This is a genomic window from Thermogemmatispora sp. (assembly GCF_019683635.1).
GTDB lineage: Bacteria > Chloroflexota > Ktedonobacteria > Ktedonobacterales > Ktedonobacteraceae > Thermogemmatispora.
This window is the reverse complement of record NZ_JADGIA010000040.1, coordinates 13,228-31,020: the sequence shown is the minus strand read 5'-3', so window position 1 is coordinate 31,020 and position 17,793 is coordinate 13,228. Positions and strand designations below refer to the sequence as shown.

The window sequence follows — 17,793 nt, the reverse complement described above, 5'->3', positions numbered from 1 at the left end:
CATGGGAGTCCTTTTCGCCCACCGGAAGCACAGGAGGCAAGACCGGCTGCCCCGCTTTTTGCCGCCAGGCCAGACCGCGCGGGCCACACTGGAAAGGAAGACGATGCTGGCATGGCAGAGAGAAAACAGCAGAACTGGTTTATTCCCCTGCGTGTACGCCTGCGCAGCGGCAACGAGCCGACACGCCAGGAACGGAGCGTCGATCCCAAGACTAACCATGCACGGAGTAGGGCTGCTATGACTACCTTCCCTCCGCTCAATACTTCAGCGGAGCGCGAGCGCTTCGCCTCACGACCTCAGTCCTTCGGACCTGCAGCAGCGCCCGCCGCTGGCTCCGCCAGCGCGACCGGTACGGCCAATCCTGCTACAACCCAGGAGCAGGCCCTTTATACACGCCAGGTCAAAGAGCTGATCCGCCTGGGAAACATGCTGCGCGCTGAGCTGGGTCTGGAGGAGGTGCTCCAGCAGATTGCTGCTTCGATCACCGCCTGCACTGGCTTCCGCAGCGCGGTAATTAAGCTGCTGCAAGAGAATAGCGAGTACCTGAAAGCTGTCGCTTTCGCCGGCATCTCCGCCGAGGACCAGCGCCGTCTCATCGAGCATCCAATGCGGGTGGAGCAGATGCTGCGCCAAATGCGGCCAGAGTTCCGCATCAGCCAGAGCTATTTTATTTCACACGAACATATCCATGAGTTTGCTGATGTAACCCTGGTTGGCAATATGCCACTCAGCGACTATCAGCCCGGTGGCTGGCATCCGCTCGACATGCTGATTGTGCCGCTCTATAGTCCACGCAAGAGGCAGCTGGTCGGCTTTATCTCTCTCGACGAGCCGGAGGACGGCCAGATCCCGACGCTGGAGCGCATCGAGATCCTCGAACTCTTTGCTAACCAGGCGGCCATCGCGATCGATAACGCCCAGGTCTTCGCCCAGCAGGAGGCCGAACATCGCGCTCTGCAGGAGGCTATTGCCGCTCTACGCGCCGAGCTGGAGCCGCTGAGCCGCGGCGATCTGCGGGTCCGGCTGCAAGCCCGCCATGCCTCTCTGCAGCCGGTCGTGGAGGTGCTCAATACGTTGATCGAGCAGCTCCATGCTATTGTCTCCGACCTCCAGAAAAGCACACGCACGCTCGATGACTACACTCACGGCCTGCAGCGAAGCGCTGAGCTGCTGGTGCGCGACGCCGATCAACAGGAGCGCCAGGTCTACCATCTCTCTCACGAGGTCGATCAGCTGACAACCCTGATCCGCCAGCTGGGCGAACACGCCGCCAGGCTAACGCAGATGACCTCGGAGGCCCTGGATGTAACGGCCAAAGGACAGGAGACGGTGGATCGTGCCGTGGAGGGCATCCGGCAGGTGCGCGAGGCGACCATGCAGTCTGCCCGCCTCATGAAGCGCCTGAGCGAGAGCGGTCAGGAGATTAACGAGACGGTGACGGCCATTACTGATCTGACGGCCAGTATGAATCTGCTGGCACTCAACGCGGCTATTGAAGCCGTGCGCGCCAGCGAGTACGGCCAGGGCTTCGCGGTGATCGCCCAGGAGATCCGCACTCTGGCGGTGCGCAGTGCCGAAGCAGCGCGCAAGGTCGCTACCCATATCCGCACGGTGCAGCACGAGACAACGGCCATTTCCCAGAGCGTGGAGCGCAATACGCAGCAGGTGATCACTCAGACCGATCTGGTCACCCAGACCGGTATCGAACTGGATGCCATTCTGACAGTGGCTGAACAGATCGCCGATCTGGCCGATGTGATCCATGTCGATACGGAACGCCAGAGCAAAAGCTCGCAGCTGGCCGTCGCTTCTGTGGGGGAAATGTCGCGGATGAGCGCGGAACTCAATGAGCATCTGCAGCACAGCAAGCAGGCCGTTGATGCAATGGTCAGTCTCACCGAGAGCCTGCGCCGACGCCTGGCATCCTTCAAGGTGCAAGAAGAGCTGTGAAGGCACCAGGGGACCTGTTTCGGCAACGATCAGTCGCGTCATAGCGTGTGCCTCTCCAGGCGGGGAAAAGGCTCGCCAGGGCAAGGCTTGTAGAACATAGGCCACGCGCGCTCTGCAAGCCTGTGCTGTGTACTCTGCGCGCTTCCGGCTCAGGGGCGGAGGCAGAGGGGGATGGAGCCGCGTGGCCTGGAGGCAGCTAGAATCGATATGCGACTGGTCCTGAGCCACCCAGGCTGCTCTGGGATAGCTGGGGTCGCTTCGAGTAAGTCGAGCAGAGCCGGCACGCTCCTCAGTTAAGCGTGGCGATACCAAAACTGATCCCAGGCTTGCCAGAAGGTTGTGGCCGTTGAAACGACCGTCCGTGGCCCAACAATTTCCACACCCTGGCGGCCCTTGAAGTCACTCGCCCGTTCCACCCCGGACAGCTCGACCTTGAAAGTGACCGGGCTGGTGGCCGGTTTGTAGGGCTTGGGCCAGTTGCGCGTGCTCAGCGCCCGTGCCACGCCCATCTCGATCAGTGAACAGGCATCGCGTGGCGCCATATGAACGGCGGAGAAACAGCTCAGTCCACGCTTGACCTCGGCGGTGACCACCTGTGGGCCGAGAAGGGCTGTCACCTCGCGGCAGGTGGCCGCGTCACCGGAGACAAAGACAGCAGGTACATCCCAGCAGCCAGCGATGGCAGCAAGGATGCCGCTCTCGCCAACGCGCGTCTCGTTGATCCAGGCATTGTACCAGGTCTCGGAAGAAACGGTATGGCAAAGCACGCCATCGGGCGTGCCAGCCATCGCATGAGCGCCGACAAAGAGAATGGCGTCACAGCCGCGTTCGAAGGCCTCGATGTAGCGCGCCCAGGGATGGCCCAGCACATATTGAGCACCAGACTCCAGACGCTCCGGGAGAAAACTTTTGAAGTTATAAGCTCCGCCGGCCCCGTGACAGTCTACCACTATGATCTCTGTGGCTCCAGCAGCGCGCGCTCCGCGCACCGCTGCATTCATCTCGTCAGTATAGAGCTTGCGCGCCTCTTCATAGAGCGGGCGACCTGCCGTAACCTGCTCCCAGTTCTCAATGCAGGCCACCCCTTCCATATCGCAAAAGATAACGATCCGCATAGGGGAAGCTCTCCCTCAAGCAATGTAGAACCGCTTATACATGTCTGTCAGTAGCATCTTTGCCCTTTCTATCTTATATGACGTATCAGGAGACCAAAAGGCAAAAAAGCAAAGCCTCTCTCTTCTTAGGGCCTTCACCAGCTTCGCTGGTCTGGGAACTGGAGAATGGATCAGATTCACACAGCCTTTCCACTGCCACTGCTCGCTCAGCTCAGGGGCGTCGTTGTTGACGTTGCGCGTATTTGCGCTCCAGCTCTTCCAGACGGCGCCGCTGGCGGGGACTCAGCTCATACTCACGATAGAGGCGGCGCCCGATCTTCCAGCCAAAGTAGCCGCAGATGATGGCGGCCATCACAGCGGCCAGAGCCATCATCACCCGCAGGAGGGCCCCATTGAAGATATCGGAGAGCGGCGAGCCAACGAGGCGCACGGCCACAGGCAGGCAGAGGCTCAGTAAGAGGCCGACAGTCACCCCCAGACAGCAGCCCAGTGGGCCACCATTTGTTTCCCACTCTGGCGTGGCTGTGCCTGCCGGCGCGGGCTGGCCGGCCCCTGTCTCGCCGGCACTGGTCTGGGGAGCCGCTTCAGAGACAGCGGCCTCCCCGACTGTCTGGGTCTGGTCATGCCCGTCTGACTCCTGAGCTGTCTCTGAACGGAGCTGATCCGGGTCATGGTTTACATCCGACATCGCACCCTTCGTCGTCCTCCTCAGAAGGTTCCAAACTGCCGGTCGCCGGCATCGCCCAGGCCCGGCAGAATAAAACCGTAATCGTTCAGGCTCTCATCAAGAGCAGCAATATAGATGTCGATATCTGGATGAGCCTGTGAGAGCCGCAGCAATCCATAGGGAGCAGCGATAATGCCCACATAGCAGATGCGGGGAATATGCCGCTGCTTCAGGATGGAAATGGCGTCGATCGCCGAGCCGCCAGTTGCCAGCATTGGATCGACGGCGTAGCAGACTTGCAAATTGACAGTACTTGGCAGTCGATTATAGTACTCCTGGGCCTGGAGCGTCCGCTCATCGCGCCGCAAACCCAGATGCCAGACCTGGGCATCTGGGATGACCTCGCGGAATCCCTCCGCCAGCCCTAGACCAGCGCGGAGAATCGGCGTAATGCCGATGCCGCCGGCCAGGCGCTGGCCGATGGTTTTCTGCAGCGGCGTCTCAACCTCGACCGGCTCCAGCGAGAGGGTGGCCGTAGCCTCATAGGCCAGCAAGGCCCCGATCTCCTTCACCAGGCGATAAAATTCGGTCGGAGGCGTGCGCCTGTCGCGCAGGGCTGTCATCTTATGCGCCACTACAGGGTGATGAGATATATGCACACGTGGTAGATTGAGGACCTCCTCGCGACGAGGTTGTGGCACTCCCTGCATTGGGAGCACGGGCTGTTCTTCGCTCCGCGTACCAACTTCTGTCATCTTGCCTTCTCCTTCATGCTCGTGGCGGAAGAAAAGTGGCCTGTATGGTTGCCTTCATGCATTCTATCAGAGATAATTGAAGGCGTCGAGAGTGTCCCATCCCGCCTGCTAGCTGCCAGCAAGCTTCTCAGCGAGTGGCACCTGGCACGGCGGAGCCAGCCTTTGCGCCATGCCGCCTGCGCTACTCTGTGCGTTCGCTACGCCCGCCGCAGGGATGGTCTGAAGGCTATCCCTCTGGCGCAAGCCAGCCAACGGACGAACAAGGAAGCCGTGGCGAGCAACCGAGCAGCAAGCGAGTAGACTGACCAGAGCGGTCAGGGGACTTGCCGGGGAAGCGGCCAGGCTGGCCCGGGACCTGGAAGTACAAGAAGTGCAGATGAGCAGGTCACGAGAGCCGACCAACTGTGCTATACTAGCCTCATGGTCGTGGGAGTCTGTCAAATCACATTGCATCTGCCGTCGTGCCACTCGCTGAAAGCGAAACGGCAGGTACTGAAATCGATTATGGCGCGCGTGCGCAACCAGTTCGAGGTAGCGATTGCCGAGGTGGATGGGCATGACCGCTGGCAGATCGCCTACCTGGGGCTGTCTTACGTGAGCACCAGCAGCCAGCACGCCGAGGAGGTCCTTGATCATGTCTGGCGCTTCATTGAAGAGACACGCCCCGATGTGATCGTGACCGACGCCAGGACCGAGATTATGAGCTGGTGATGGTGATGCCCGCCCCTGCCAGGCTCGCCTGACCGGACTGAGTACTTACGATAGGCACTATGTCAGTAGAGCAAGTGGAGAGCACGCCCAGCCAGAGTCGGGGAAGCCCTCGTTCTGTCTCTGTGCTCGGCGTGCGCATCGATCGCGTTACGCAGGAGGAAGCGCTCACCTTTATCGAGGAGCAGATCCGCCGCCGACGCGCCAGTGGCAATCGTCTGCCCTGCTGTCAGGTTGTGACGGTCAATCCTGAGTTTGTGATGGAGGCGCGCCGCAATCCGGCCTTTCGCCAGGCTATCAACGAGGCGGCGCTGAACGTGCCCGACGGCATCGGCGTGGTCTGGGCGACGCGCTATCTCGGCCAGCCCGCCCCTGAACGCATTACAGGTACCGATCTGATTCCGGCCCTGGCGGAGCGCTGTGCCACCCACGGCTATCGCCTCTTTTTACTTGGGGCTGCTCCCGGTGTGGCCGAGGCCGCTGCCGCTCGCCTCTGCGCGCGCTTCCCCAGCTTGCAGATCGCCGGCACCTACGCCGGTTCGCCCGATCCCGCCGAAGAGGAGGCAATTCTGCAGCGTCTGGCCGCCGCTCAGGCCGACCTGCTCTGTGTGGCCTACGGTGCGCCGGCTCAGGAGCTGTGGATCTGGCGCAACCTGTCACGCCTGCCGGTGGCCGTGGCAATGGGAGTCGGCGGCGCCTTCGATTTCCTTTCAGGCCGCAAGAAGCGGGCGCCCCGCGCCTGGCAGCGCCTGGGCCTGGAATGGCTCTATCGCCTCTATCACGAGCCGTGGCGCTGGCGCCGGATGCTGGCATTGCCCCGCTTTGCACTGGTGGTAATCTTCAAGGGACGAGGAAGGCACTCAGAGGCATGATGCAGGAAGAGCTTGGCGCCAGCAGGCTTGAACGCCTGCGCGCTCTTATTTCAGCCTTCGCCGGCAAGCGCGTGCTGGTCATCGGCGATATGGTCGCCGATGAGTATTTGATCGGGCGCCCGACGCGCATTGCACGCGAGGCTCCGGTCCTGATCCTTGAGCTGAGCGAAGAACACACTATTCCAGGTGGCGCTACCAACGTGGCCGTAAACGCACGCGCGCTGGGCGCAGAGGTCTTCCTGGCCGGCGTGGTTGGCGATGACGCTCCCGGCACTCGCCTGCGCCAGGCCATTCGCGATTGGGGCATCCACCAGGAGGGCCTCTTTACCGACCCGCGCCGCCCGACTTCGACGAAGACCCGGATTTTGGCCGGCAGTCCGCAGGTAGTGCGCCAGCATATCGTGCGCCTGGATCGCGTCGACACGTCGGAGGTTACTGAACCCTGCAAGAGCCAGATTATCGCCTATATTCAGCGCATGCTCCCTTTGATGGACGCGGTCATGGTCGCCGATTACGAGAACGGCGTCATCAGCCCCGATATCATTGCGGCCTGCCTGCCCCTGGCACGCGAGCTGGGCAAAATCATCGTCGTAGACTCGCATGGCTCGCTCTTCCGCTTCCAGGGTGTCACAGCTCTGACCCCTAATCAGCCAGAGGCTGAGGCGACGCTGGGGATGACGATCCATAACGAGGAGGAGCTGAATGAGGCCGGGCGCCGCCTGTTAGAGGGCAGCCAGGCCCGCGGCGTGCTGATCACACGCGGGAGTGAAGGAATGAGTCTGTTCGAGGTCGGTAGGGAGCCGCTGCACCTGCCGATCTACCGCCTGAACCGCCATAGCAGTGAGGTGGTCGATACCAATGGAGCCGGCGATACAGTGGCTGCAACTTTCGCACTGGCCCTGACCGCCGGCGCGACGATGGCCGAGGCAGCTTTCCTTTCGAATGTAGCAGCCGCGCTGGTGGTGCGCCGCCTCGGCTGCGCCAGCAATACACCCGAAGAATTGATGGATGCGCTGCATGAGTAATGGAGGAGAATCCAGGCTAACAACTCAAGGCGGCAACGCTCGCCCCGCCGGACCGGCTCCTTCAGCGGGCTGCTCCGGCTTACCTCTGGCAACGCGCGCCAAGTTGATGGAGCGCGAGCAGCTGGCTGCTCTGGTGCGCCAACGACAAGAGGCCGGTGAACGGGCGGTTTTCACTAATGGTTGCTTCGATCTACTCCACCTGGGCCATGTGCGCTATCTTCAGGAGGCCCGTGCCCTGGGCGACTTCCTGATCGTTGGTCTCAATAGTGATGAGAGCACACGGGCCCTCAAAGGCCCGGGGCGCCCCCTGGTACCCCAGGAGGAGCGGGCCGAGATTCTGGCGGCCCTGGCCTGCGTCGACTATGTGACTATCTTTGGCGAGCCAACGGCCTGTGACCTGGTGGCCCTGCTGCGCCCGGCAATCTACGTCAAGGGGGGCGACTACGCCGCCTCCCCGCTCTCGGCCTCGGCCCGCGACAGCGTGCCCGATCCTGCTCGCCTGCCGGAAGCCCAGGTTGTTCAGAGCTACGGCGGCAGCGTCCGCCTGATCCCATACCTGGCACACCATTCGACAACAGAGTTGATCATGGCTATCAAGCGCCTGCCATGACCTCTGAGCAGCCTGTTGTTCTGGCTTTTCTTTCGCCGCCTGGCTGGATGGTCAGTTCACCTGCTACTGCTACAGATGGGCTTCTCCCGGAAGGAAGCGCGCGGGCCAGGAGGACGCTCAGTCCACACTGACGTTCGCCAGCCACGCCGATCGTCTTGTAGCGAACATGGTGGCCCGCCAGATAGCCAGGCAGGCTTCATATCGCACGGAGATAGGACCGATCCAACCTATGGCAGACTACGAAGCACATCATCCAGCTCAGGCAGAAGGAGCAGCGGAAGAATTACCAGCGCAGGAGCGCTCTTCTGGTCCGCTGCCGCTGATCACCGTTGGGACCCCGGCAGCGGAAGGAGAGCTACCGCTGCCAGTCGAGGTAGAGGAGCAGAGCGAGACGACGGCGGAGTCCGCCTCCGCCCCAGCAGGCTCATCCAGCACCCACGGCCAGGTTGCGCGCGGGGCCTCACTGGTCATGCTTGGCAACCTGGGTAGCAGCATCATGGGCATGGTGCGCCAGATCGTCATCGCGGCCCTGGGCAAGAGCGTCGCCGGGCCGTTTCTGGCCGCCAGCGTCTCCATGCAAACCTTCTATGATTTCGTCATTAACGGCTCGGTCGATAAGGCGCTCATTCCAACCTTCAGCGATTACGTCGCGCCAGAGAAACGCCAGGAATTTCGTCAGCTGGTCTTCACCCTGGTAAATGTTGTCACCCTCCTCATGCTCTTGATAGCCACTGGCTACGCCTTGCTTGCGCCCTTCTTTGTGAATTTCATTGCTCAGGGCTATACAGGGGCAGAGAAGACTCTGACGCTGCATTACTCGCAGATCATCTTTTTCTCCCTGGTTGGCCTCGGGCCGTTCTCGGTCCTGCTAGCTGCCCTCTATACCCTCCGTGAATTCGGCTGGCCAGCTTTTGCGACCGCCGCTTTTCACATCGGCATCATCATTGGCGTCATTGTTGGGGCGCTGGTAGGCGAGCAGCACTTTGGCCAGTACGGTATCGCCTGCGGCGTGCTGGTGGGGGCTGCCGGCGAGATTCTCCTGCTTTTACCGGGGATACGACGGCAGAAACTGGGCTATCTCTTCACCTTTCAACTACGCCATCCGGGCATTCCGCGCATTCTCAAGCTCTATGCTCCGGTGGCTGTCAGCTATTTTGTCCTCAACGTGCTGCTGGCCAACTTTGATCTGCACCTGGCCTCGCTGACGCCCGGTGACGGCGCGGCCAATGTTACCGCCCTGCAGAATGCCACACGTCTGCTGCAGTTCCCTATCGGGCTGGTGGCCTCAGCCCTGGCTTTCTCAACTCTGCCTCTGCTGTCAGTCCAGGCCAACACCGGCGAGGAGGAGCAGTTTAAAGAGACCTTGATGGCCGGTATTCGCCTGGGACTGCTGGTGATGATTCCGGCAGCTCTGGGGCTGATCATTCTGCGTCAGCCGATCTGCGACCTGATCTATCGCCACGGGCGTTATACACAGCATGATACTATCCTGGCAGCAACAGCCCTGCAAAACTATGCCTACCAGCTGCCCTTTGTGGCCGTTGACCAGCTCCTGATGGCCGCCTTCTTCGCACGCAAAAATACCATCGTGCCGGTGGCCGTGGGCTTCATCACTATTCTGGGCTATCTGGCAGTGGCGCTGCCAGGCTACAGCACGATCGGCATGCCCGCCCTGGCCCTGGCCAATACCGTACAAAATTCCTCGCACGCCCTGATCCTGCTTCTGATCTGGCGAGTACAAAATGGGTCTTTGCGCCTGCGCAAAACCCTGCCAGCTTTAGGCAAGATCCTGCTGGCCGCTGCCGTTATGGGCGTCGTTGCCTGGGTTCTTCAAACGAGCCTGGGGCAGTTGCCTTTCTTCTCGCCAGCGACGACTCTGGGCGCCCTCCTGACGGTGGTGGTGGCCGGAGGGGTGGCCGCTGCAGTCTATTTCGCCTGCATTCTCGTGCTGCGGGTTGAGGAGATCCATCTGCTCACGCGGGCCGTGATGGCCAAGCTGGGGAGGAAATAAGCTGCGCTGCGGGAGCAGCGTGCGCTGCGCTCAGTCCTGGCGCTTATCCTGGACTGGGAAAAGAAACAGGTCGAGCAGACCCCTCAGTCCGCACCCATAGATCTCCGCAGCACAGGGCAGGTCTCCCAGAGAGCGGGAGCCGGGTCAACAGGATGGCCAGCCGACAGAGCCGGGCTTTCATTCAGGTCACATAGATGCTGCCAGCGCGCCAGGTGTCGACGGCATGCTCAACTGCCTGAATATACGCTTGCTCGTCGTTGTGGTCGGCTGCGGGGGCATACTTCGGAATGATCTGCTCAATGGTCACCAGCCCCCACTGGGCCACATAGAGATTGCGGATCAGCTTGTACCACTGGAGGAAGCCGTCTTCCCAGCTGTACATGATGGCGAAGCCCTGCCCATTGGGGTTGGTACAGGGGCGCGTCGGAATACAACGGATGTTGCCGAGCGACTTCGTTTCACGCGCTACTCCCTGGGTGCCGAAGGTACTTTCATGCATAAAGAAGGCGAGCGCGTAGACCGGATCGATGCCATATTGCACGCCATAGTCGTAGAGCGCCTTTCCTTTGCCAGCCGCCGGCGAGTGATAAGCAGCGAGGACCTTATTAATAAAGTCGACGGTGATTGTCGGCTTCCCCAGGACTGAGTAGGGTCCTGGATGAGATGGGATGTTTTGCTTGGGCGGCAGTGGGCCAGTGCTGGCTTCCCAGGTGTTGAAGGCATCGAACGAGCCACCAATCTGCACCGGATAGACCTGACCAGGCACGGTTACCAGGTCGAGATGCGTGCCCCGCTCATAAATGGCAGCGCTCAACATGACCAGGAGGCCAAGGACAACGGCGCCAAGGCACAGCAAGAATGGCCCCAGCCAGTGCCTGTCTGCCCCCAGTGATCCTCTCGCGGAGGGACGACTCTCCGGCAATTCAATCGTGGTCACGGGTATCGACGAGGCTCTCCCCCGCACACGCGGCGGCTCCGTCACTCCTCCTCCCTCCGCAGGCAGGATACGGGTCGCCCTGCGTCGCGGGGGAACGAATAAGACCGGTTGATCTTCTGATCGGCTGTTGCGTCCGTAGCTGCTCCCGTTAGCCATGCACAGGCCCCTTAGAACTTTTGTTCGCATCTTGCGATGCAAAGATGTGCCTATTGTAACACAGCACTTCGTTCGGATGCAAGGAGTGACTGCATGCTCTGCTGCAGCGATAGGTTGACATCTACCTGCACTTGTCTTAGCACTAGAGAGCATACCATAGACCTGCTAAAAATGCCAGTTGAGACCCTCGATTACAAGGGAGGAGGGTCATCACTTTCAGGTAACATGTGTCTTAGCGTCGCTGTCAGTAGGATTGCTGACAACTCATGGCGCGCGTCTCTCGTACTTTCACTAGGAACCTCGCGGGGGAGACCACTCTGCTGAGTCAGCCCCAGTCTTAGCTTGTCTGCAACAGGCCGGGAATCGCTTAGTCTAGGGGAGGCAAGCCTGCGAGGAACGATTTTAGCCAGGAGGAGGGGAAAGAGAGAGACGGTGCTGGAATTACTGGGGGCTATTGGCGGCATTGTTCTGGTCGATCTGGTGCTCAGCGGTGATAATGCTTTGGTCATCGGCGCTGCTGCGGCTCGGTTACCGCGACGAGAGCGCTGGCTGGCTATTCTGATCGGAGGAGGCGGGGCGGTAGTCTTGCGCATCCTCTTTGCGATTGTCGCGACGCTGCTGCTGACATTTCCGCTCCTGCAGGCGTTAGGAGGAGCGGTGCTACTCTACATCGCGATACACCTGCTGATGGAGCGCCTCAATCACCCAGAGAGCACCCAGCCAACTGGCTCTGATGGTTCCACCCAGGCCGGAGCAATATCGCGAGAGGGCAGACCCTCGCTGTGGCAAGCACTGCTGACCATCATCATCGCCGATGCCACGATGAGCCTGGATAATGTCATCGCCGTTGGGGCTTTGGCTCACGGCAATCTGCTCTTGCTGACGACAGGCATTCTGCTCAGTCTGCTTATTCTGCTCTTCGGGAGCGCTCTGGTCGCTGAGCTGATCGGGCGCCTGCCCTGGCTCCTTGATGTGGCCGCTCTGGTGCTCGGCTGGACGGCAGGCCATATGATCCTGGGAGATCTCCGCCTGGGACCATTCCTGAAGCAGGTCTGGTGGAGCGAGTACGCGGTCTACGCTCTCTGCCTGGGCCTGGTGCTGGCCGTCGATATCGCGCTGCGCCTGCGCGCCCGTCGGCAACACTCACTTTCCTCCTCTTCGCCATCGAGGGCACCTGCTGAATCCCAGCCATTGACCAGCAGTCCGACTCGGGATGAGGCCCTGCCGCGGAGAAAGCCCGATGAACGCCCTCAGTGATAAGGCGTCAGAGTCCTTTTGCTCCCAGCGAAGACCCCCGCTCAGGCTCCTCATATGAATAAGGACCGCAAGAGGAGCGCGCTCTTTCCTCATGTCGTCCTCGTCAACTTGCTGCGCTCCCTGCTGCTTGCCAGCCCCGGCCCTGTCTGCTGATCCCTCATTCCACTGGGTCCGCTCCCATCCTTTGCAACGGAGATAGCTTGCTGCGTCTCTATGAGTAGACTATAATGAGAGCACAGACCGCGCCTGCGAGGAGCCGGGTTGTTGTACGAGAGGAGCGGTGTATGCACGTCAGCGAGCCTGCCGAATACGCCATTCTGGGGCTGCTGGAAGGGCGCCCCATGCATGGCTACGAGATGTTCCAGCATTTCCAGGGCGGCACACTGGGTCAGATTGTCCATCTGGAAATGAGCCAGATGTATGCATTCCTCAAGAAGCTGGAACGGCTCAACTACATTGTAGCACAGCTGGAGCTGCAAGGCTCGCGTCCACCACGGAAGGTCTTTCATTTGACCTCTGCCGGCAGAGACTACTTTCGACGCTGGTTGACGGAGCCAGTCGAGCGCCCGCGTGATATTCGCATCCTGTTCTTACTGAAGCTCTACTTTATCCGGCATGTCCTGCCCGCAGAGATGCCGGCCCTGATCGAGCGCCAGATCACTGCCTGCCAGGAATTCCTGCGTCACCTCGAAGGATTGCAGGGGGGTCAGGAGCAGCTCGCGCCCATTCAGGACCTGGCCTTCTTCGATCGCGTGGTGCTGCGCAGCCGCATTCATCAGACGCGCGCCCTCATTGCCTGGCTGCAAGAGCTACAACACGACTACCGTCTCGTGGGCACGTCTTCATAGGAAGCTGCTCCCTCTCCAGCGGCCAGACTGGCCATCATCAATCTTTCCTCTCCTTCTACGTCTGGCAGGACACGGCCCCCTCACTCAGCCCCACCTTCTTTCATTTGACGCCCCTTCCTGGCTATGCTACTATCTCTAATAACCAGATCCAAACCTTCCGTTGATCTCTCTTCCTTCCGCGCCTCTGATGCGCGAAAGGAGTGGAAAGCGAGACGAATAGAATCAGCCTGGCAGTCCTGATATGACATGATCAATGAGGTTAGTGATGCAGCTTTTCATGGTGACGGCCAGTAGCGACACGGCGGCCCTGCAGGGACTGGCAACCTTGTCCAAGTATCTGTTTACTACTGGCCTCTGTATGATCGGCGTCATGACGGTGGCCTACCTCTGGTACACCATCGGCACCGCGCGCCTGGCCAAGCAGGTTGCCAGCCAGGAGCAGCGTCAACGGAGCAAAGGCAAGCTAGCGCAAGGAACGAGACGGGCCGCAGCTGTCTCCGCAGGCGGCGAAGGGGGAGTTGCCACCCTGGTGCGCAGCGAGGTCATTCTTAATGAACAACCTGATGGAGAGAAGCCCATTGCGCTCAACCGTAGCCTCATCGCCGTCGGACGCATTGGCACGACAGTAGGCTGGTTCGCGACCCTGACCCTGATCCTTTCGCAGGTGCTGCGTACGATTGTGACCGGGCACGCTCCCTGGAGCAATCTCTTCGAGTTCAGCGTCAGCTTTACTGCGGCTCTGCTGCTCAGCTATCTGATTTTCGAGGCGCGTTTTCACGAGCGTGTGCGTGCCTGGGGTCTTTATGTCTGCCTGCTCTCGGTAGTGACGCTAGTCATCGCTATCTATGTGGGCACCACCTACAACCTGATCACTGGTTCGACTCAGCTGATTCCAGCTCTACAGGACCAGCCCATTCTGACGCTACATGTCTCGATGGCCATCTTCGCCTACGCCCTGTTCAGCGTGGCCTTCGGAGCCGGTCTGATCATCTTGCTCCAGGGCGGGAGCGGTCAACGTATCGCCTGGCTGCCCTCAGCGGAGGCTGCCGATGAGCTGGGATACAAGGCGGTGATCATTGGCTTCCCCTTGCTGGCACTCAATCTGATTCTGGGGGCCTACTGGGCAAACTATGCCTGGGGCCATTTCTGGAGTTGGGACCCCAAGGAAACATCGGCGCTGATTACATGGCTGATCTACGCCGTTTATTTGCACGCCCGCGGCATCCGCGGCTGGCGCGGCAAGCGCATCGGCTGGCTGCTAGTTATTGGCTTTGCCGCCACGCTCTTCACGTACTATGGCGTGAGTTTCCTGGTGCCGAGCCTGCATAGCTACGCGAAGTAGGTAGCCGCCGGCTCCATTGTCTGACTCACTCCACTCAGCTCTGTTCAGGACTTAGAGCAGCTCACGCGCTAGCAAGAGCCGATAGCGTGGGTTATAGGTTTTATCGCAGAGGCTGCAGGAGACAGGACGACTGTAGCGGCGTGCCCGTGGGTATTCCTTACCACAGTTAGGACAGACGTATATGTAACGCAGAGGCGCTCGCGCCCGTCGCAGCTGCTCGCGGCGGGCGCTCTCTTCATAGAGTAGCTGCCGCAGATCTTCCAGATCATAGCCGGTAATGGCCGCTTCATCGGCAGCGATGGAATCATAGCCATGATGGCGATGGCGTCGTGGGGTACCGCGCACCCGGTCAGCGAGATGGATCAGCTCATGCGCTACCGTGACCTCAATAGAGCGCGGCTGCATATCCGGCTCGATGAAAATGCAGTGCCGATGGCGCGGCAGTTCACCCGCAGCGAAGGCCGAGCGAGACACCCTTTCACCAAAACCCGGCAGCGGCAGCATGGGGTCGGCTCGCCTACTCTCCAGCTGGCCCGGCTTGCAACTGGCCCGATCGGCTACTGAAGAACTGACCTTTCCGCCGAGCTGCACGTAGCAGTAGCAGCCGAGCACCATAAAGTTGAGCCGCTTGCCTGTCCAGCGCTGATATTCACGACGATCCTGGGTCAGTGCCAACAGCACCAGCTCGTTCTCCGGCAGTCCTAACCGCTGCCAGTAGTGCCAAAACCAGCGCTCTACCAGTGGTGTGGCATGTAGAATAGGACCGGCCTGCAGAGGTGGAAGAGCCGGCAGGCCGGGTTTGTGTCTCGCAGCCATATGGTTCCGTTGCTCTTTACTTGCTGTAGTGTACTCCTCATCAGTCCGCCCGCTCACGGTCTCCTCTCTCCTCTCAGCAGAGCAGACGACCCACCGTCGCCTTTCGGGGAAGCGAGCGACCAAAGTCGGCAGCAGAACCCGGCAGAGCAGCGCCAGACTTCGCCTTAGCGCGAATCAGCTCTGTTCTCCTGCCTGGCGCTGGCGGGACCTGCCTGTCGGCTTTTGCCCAGTATAGCAGGGGGAGCCGGGAGGTGCAAGTTTCCCTCCCTCACAAGCACAAGCAGGCAGGACTGAGCCAGTCAGCTAGCCAGCTAACCAGCCAGTCCCACCTGCATCCTATCGCTGAGCGAGAATCAGAGGCGCAATAGAGCAGACTTTCACGCGAGGGCCTGCGCCCCGACAAGGCTGCGAGCGGCCTCGTAGATGCGCTGGACACTGGGAATGACAGCGCTTTCCAAAGGTTCAGAGAAGGGGATCGGCACATCGGGCACTGCCAGCCGCTGGATCGGAGCCTTCAGAGAGCGGAGGGCGCCGGCCTGAATGCGGAAGGCCACTTCACCGCTCAGCCCGTAGCTCATGTAATCCTCATCCACAATCAGCACCCGGCCAGTCTTACGAGCCGAGGCGACCAGCGTGGCCTCGTCCAGAGGTACCAGGGTCCGCAGGTCAATGACTTCCGCCGAGATCCCCTCTTGGGCCAGCCGTTCGGCAGCTTTCAGACTGCGAGGAACCATCAGGCCAGCAGCCACAATGGTCAGGTCCTGCCCCTGCCGACGAACGGCAGCCCGCCCAAATTCGACGGTGTAGCGCTCCTCGGGAACCTCCTCTTCCTCGCCCTCGAAAGGCAAGAAGGGCAGACCCGTGAGCAGCTTGTGCCCGAAGATGATCACCGGGTTCGGGTCCGCCAGCGCGCGCATCGTCAGCCCCTTGGCGTCGTAAGCCGTGGCAGGCACCACGATCTTGAAGCCCGGCAGATGGGCAAAAAGACCGTACAGGACCTGTGAATGTTGGGCGGCATCGCCATAACCACCGCCGATTGCGGTGATGACCGTCACGGGCATCGGCAACTGCCCCCCAGACATGTAGTAGTTTTTGGCCATGTGGTTAAACATCTGATCGAAGCCGGCCCCACAGAAATCGACGAACATCAGAGAGACCACCGGATGGAGGCCAACCGAGGCCGCGCCGACGGCCATTCCCATAAAGGTCTGCTCGGTGATGGGCGTGTCAACAACCCGCTCACGCCCATATTTGGGGAAGAGGCCCATTGTAAAGCCGAAAACAGCCCCCCAGTAGGTGACATCCTCCCCCAGCACCACAAGGCGCTCGTTGTGAGCCATCTCTTGATCTATGGCCTCAGCAATGGCAAAAGCCAACCCTTTGAGCTTTCTCATTGGAAGACCCCCATCAGAGCCTCTTGCGGCTCCGGCAATGGACTGCTCTCCGCAAACTGGATAGCCGCCTCCGCCTCCTGCTGAGCCTCATCCTGCAGGCGATTCAGTATCGCCTCATCGGCCCAGCCGAGCGTCTTGAGACGCTCCCTCAAACGAGGAATGGGATCGAGGGCTTGCCAGCGCTCAACCTCCTCACGCGTCCGGTACTCTTCGGCATCCCCTTCAAAGTGACCGCGGTAGCGATAGCAGACCGCCTCGATGAGGGCTGGCCCCATGCCATTGCGCGCTCGCTCGATGACCAGCTTCGCCACGCGATAGACATCGATGAAGTCCATGCCATCGACGACGTAGGAGGGAATATTGAAGCTCTGGGCCCGCTGAAAGTGATGAACTGTGGAGAGAGCGGCCCATTTTGGCGTCGAGTCCGCGTAGAGATTGTCCTCGATGACTACCACCAGGGGCAATTGGAAGAGGCCGGCGACGTTCAGCGTTTCGGCAAACGTCCCATGATTGGCCGCCCCCTCACCGGCGAAAGCGACGGCCACATTGCGCTGACCAAGCTTGCGAAAAGCAAAGGCGGCTCCCGCTGCCTGGGGAAAGGAGGCTCCCACGATGCCACTGCAGGCGAAGTGCCTGCTTGTGTCGAAGAGATGCATATGACCACCCTTGCCGTGGCAGAGGCCGCTGGCTTTGCCAAAGATCTCCGCCGCCAGCTTCTTTGGCTCGACCCCCTTGGCCAGAGCGTGATGGTGAGGCCGATGGGTACTGACGACAGCGTCGCCGTCCCCGAGCAGGGAGCAGACCCCAACAGCTACCGCCTCCTGGCCAACAGCCAGGTGCATTTCGCCCCGGATCGGCCCCGCCGCCATGTTGAACTCGGGCGTTTTGCCGATATAGTAGCGGTTGGCGATGAGGTTTTCGAAGGAGCGAATCAGGCAGAGCTGCCGATAGGCCCGACGTAACTGGTCCGCATCCAGCCCGGCCTGGGCAACAAGATACTGCAGGTCCTGCGGGCTGGGTTCAGGCTTAATCATGGTCACCTCCTTCTGGCTGGAAGCAAGGCGCTACGAGAAAGTCGCCGAGCCGCGCTCGGCTTCGGAAGAAGAAGGCCCGAGATGAGGATAGATCGCCTGGCAGGACCAGCCTGACGCAGAAAAGACAGTCCAAGCCTGAGTTACCTGTTCTTCTCCTGTCTTCCCTGCCCTGGCTGCGACTCGATCGTCTGGCTCAGCTTTGCTTGTTTGTTAGTCTGCCTCAACTCTACTCGATACCTCCCACAGCTGTCAAGGCAAAGATAGAACTGGCTTGATAAACATTGACAGGCCCTCTC

At 60.5% G+C, this 17,793-nt stretch carries 16 protein-coding genes; 9 read left to right on the top strand and 7 right to left on the bottom strand.

Features of this window, described 5'->3' with window-relative positions; genetic code table 11:
• Nucleotides 1-111 precede the first annotated feature (111 nt).
• Nucleotides 112-1,950: a methyl-accepting chemotaxis protein gene (locus IRZ31_RS06850; protein WP_297151463.1), complete on the top strand. Its 1,839-nt coding sequence runs from the start codon at nt 112-114 to the stop codon at nt 1,948-1,950.
• Between the two features lie 293 nt (nt 1,951-2,243).
• Here IRZ31_RS06850 and IRZ31_RS06845 read toward each other — a convergent pair whose 3' ends face one another.
• From IRZ31_RS06845 to upp, 3 genes are all read right to left on the bottom strand, one after another.
• Entirely contained in the window at nt 2,244-3,065 is an 822-nt protein-coding gene (locus IRZ31_RS06845; protein ID WP_297151460.1) for a M55 family metallopeptidase, read from the bottom strand.
• A gap of 211 nt (nt 3,066-3,276) precedes the next feature.
• Nucleotides 3,277-3,753 carry a hypothetical protein gene (locus tag IRZ31_RS06840; RefSeq protein ID WP_297151457.1) on the bottom strand — a complete coding sequence of 159 codons (477 nt, stop codon included), beginning with the start codon at nt 3,751-3,753 and terminating at the stop codon, nt 3,277-3,279.
• 20 nt (nt 3,754-3,773) lie between these two features.
• Nucleotides 3,774-4,442, bottom strand: coding sequence for a uracil phosphoribosyltransferase (gene upp, locus IRZ31_RS06835; protein ID WP_363325647.1), 669 nt, complete (start codon nt 4,440-4,442; stop codon nt 3,774-3,776).
• 465 nt (nt 4,443-4,907) lie between these two features.
• Between upp and IRZ31_RS06830 the strand changes: the two genes are divergently transcribed.
• The 5 genes from IRZ31_RS06830 (at nt 4,908) to IRZ31_RS06810 (ending at nt 9,713) form a co-directional block, all read left to right on the top strand.
• Complete coding sequence (locus tag IRZ31_RS06830) at nt 4,908-5,198, top strand: DUF503 domain-containing protein (protein WP_069804186.1); 291 nt, start codon at nt 4,908-4,910, stop codon at nt 5,196-5,198.
• A 59-nt stretch (nt 5,199-5,257) separates the two neighbouring features.
• Nucleotides 5,258-6,067: a WecB/TagA/CpsF family glycosyltransferase gene (locus tag IRZ31_RS06825; RefSeq protein ID WP_297151451.1), complete on the top strand. Its 810-nt coding sequence runs from the start codon at nt 5,258-5,260 to the stop codon at nt 6,065-6,067.
• Nucleotides 6,064-7,092 carry a bifunctional ADP-heptose synthase gene (locus IRZ31_RS06820; RefSeq protein ID WP_297151448.1) on the top strand — a complete coding sequence of 343 codons (1,029 nt, stop codon included), beginning with the start codon at nt 6,064-6,066 and terminating at the stop codon, nt 7,090-7,092. Before IRZ31_RS06825 ends, IRZ31_RS06820 begins: the two co-directional genes overlap by 4 nt.
• A gap of 106 nt (nt 7,093-7,198) precedes the next feature.
• Nucleotides 7,199-7,702, top strand: a complete 504-nt coding sequence (locus tag IRZ31_RS06815; protein WP_363325646.1) for an adenylyltransferase/cytidyltransferase family protein — start codon at nt 7,199-7,201, stop codon at nt 7,700-7,702.
• 229 nt (nt 7,703-7,931) lie between these two features.
• Nucleotides 7,932-9,713, top strand: coding sequence for a lipid II flippase MurJ (locus IRZ31_RS06810; RefSeq protein WP_297151442.1), 1,782 nt, complete (start codon nt 7,932-7,934; stop codon nt 9,711-9,713).
• Between the two features lie 181 nt (nt 9,714-9,894).
• On the opposite strand, the gene IRZ31_RS06805 is transcribed toward IRZ31_RS06810, so the two are convergent.
• Nucleotides 9,895-10,806, bottom strand: a complete 912-nt coding sequence (locus tag IRZ31_RS06805) for a glucosaminidase domain-containing protein (RefSeq protein ID WP_297151440.1) — start codon at nt 10,804-10,806, stop codon at nt 9,895-9,897.
• Between the two features lie 432 nt (nt 10,807-11,238).
• Here IRZ31_RS06805 and IRZ31_RS06800 point away from each other — a divergent pair, with 432 nt between their 5' ends.
• The 3 genes from IRZ31_RS06800 to ccsB all read left to right on the top strand — a co-directional run bounded on the left by IRZ31_RS06800 (nt 11,239) and on the right by ccsB (nt 14,253).
• Nucleotides 11,239-12,063 (top strand): YjbE family putative metal transport protein, encoded by an 825-nt coding sequence (locus IRZ31_RS06800; RefSeq protein ID WP_297151437.1) that lies wholly within the window; start codon nt 11,239-11,241, stop codon nt 12,061-12,063.
• A 284-nt stretch (nt 12,064-12,347) separates the two neighbouring features.
• Nucleotides 12,348-12,911 (top strand): PadR family transcriptional regulator, encoded by a 564-nt coding sequence (locus tag IRZ31_RS06795; protein WP_297151434.1) that lies wholly within the window; start codon nt 12,348-12,350, stop codon nt 12,909-12,911.
• A 265-nt stretch (nt 12,912-13,176) separates the two neighbouring features.
• The gene (gene ccsB, locus IRZ31_RS06790; RefSeq protein ID WP_297151431.1) at nt 13,177-14,253 is read left to right on the top strand and encodes a c-type cytochrome biogenesis protein CcsB; all 1,077 of its coding nucleotides are present in this window, start codon (nt 13,177-13,179) and stop codon (nt 14,251-14,253) included.
• A 51-nt stretch (nt 14,254-14,304) separates the two neighbouring features.
• Here the strand turns inward: ccsB and IRZ31_RS06785 are convergent, their stop codons facing one another.
• From IRZ31_RS06785 to IRZ31_RS06775, 3 genes are all read right to left on the bottom strand, one after another.
• Nucleotides 14,305-15,069 carry a hypothetical protein gene (locus IRZ31_RS06785; protein ID WP_297151428.1) on the bottom strand — a complete coding sequence of 255 codons (765 nt, stop codon included), beginning with the start codon at nt 15,067-15,069 and terminating at the stop codon, nt 14,305-14,307.
• A 377-nt stretch (nt 15,070-15,446) separates the two neighbouring features.
• Complete coding sequence (locus tag IRZ31_RS06780) at nt 15,447-16,463, bottom strand: alpha-ketoacid dehydrogenase subunit beta (protein ID WP_297151426.1); 1,017 nt, start codon at nt 16,461-16,463, stop codon at nt 15,447-15,449.
• Nucleotides 16,460-17,497 (bottom strand): thiamine pyrophosphate-dependent dehydrogenase E1 component subunit alpha, encoded by a 1,038-nt coding sequence (locus tag IRZ31_RS06775; RefSeq protein WP_297151423.1) that lies wholly within the window; start codon nt 17,495-17,497, stop codon nt 16,460-16,462. The genes IRZ31_RS06780 and IRZ31_RS06775 overlap by 4 nt, the downstream gene beginning before the upstream one ends.
• Nucleotides 17,498-17,793: the final 296 nt, after the last annotated feature.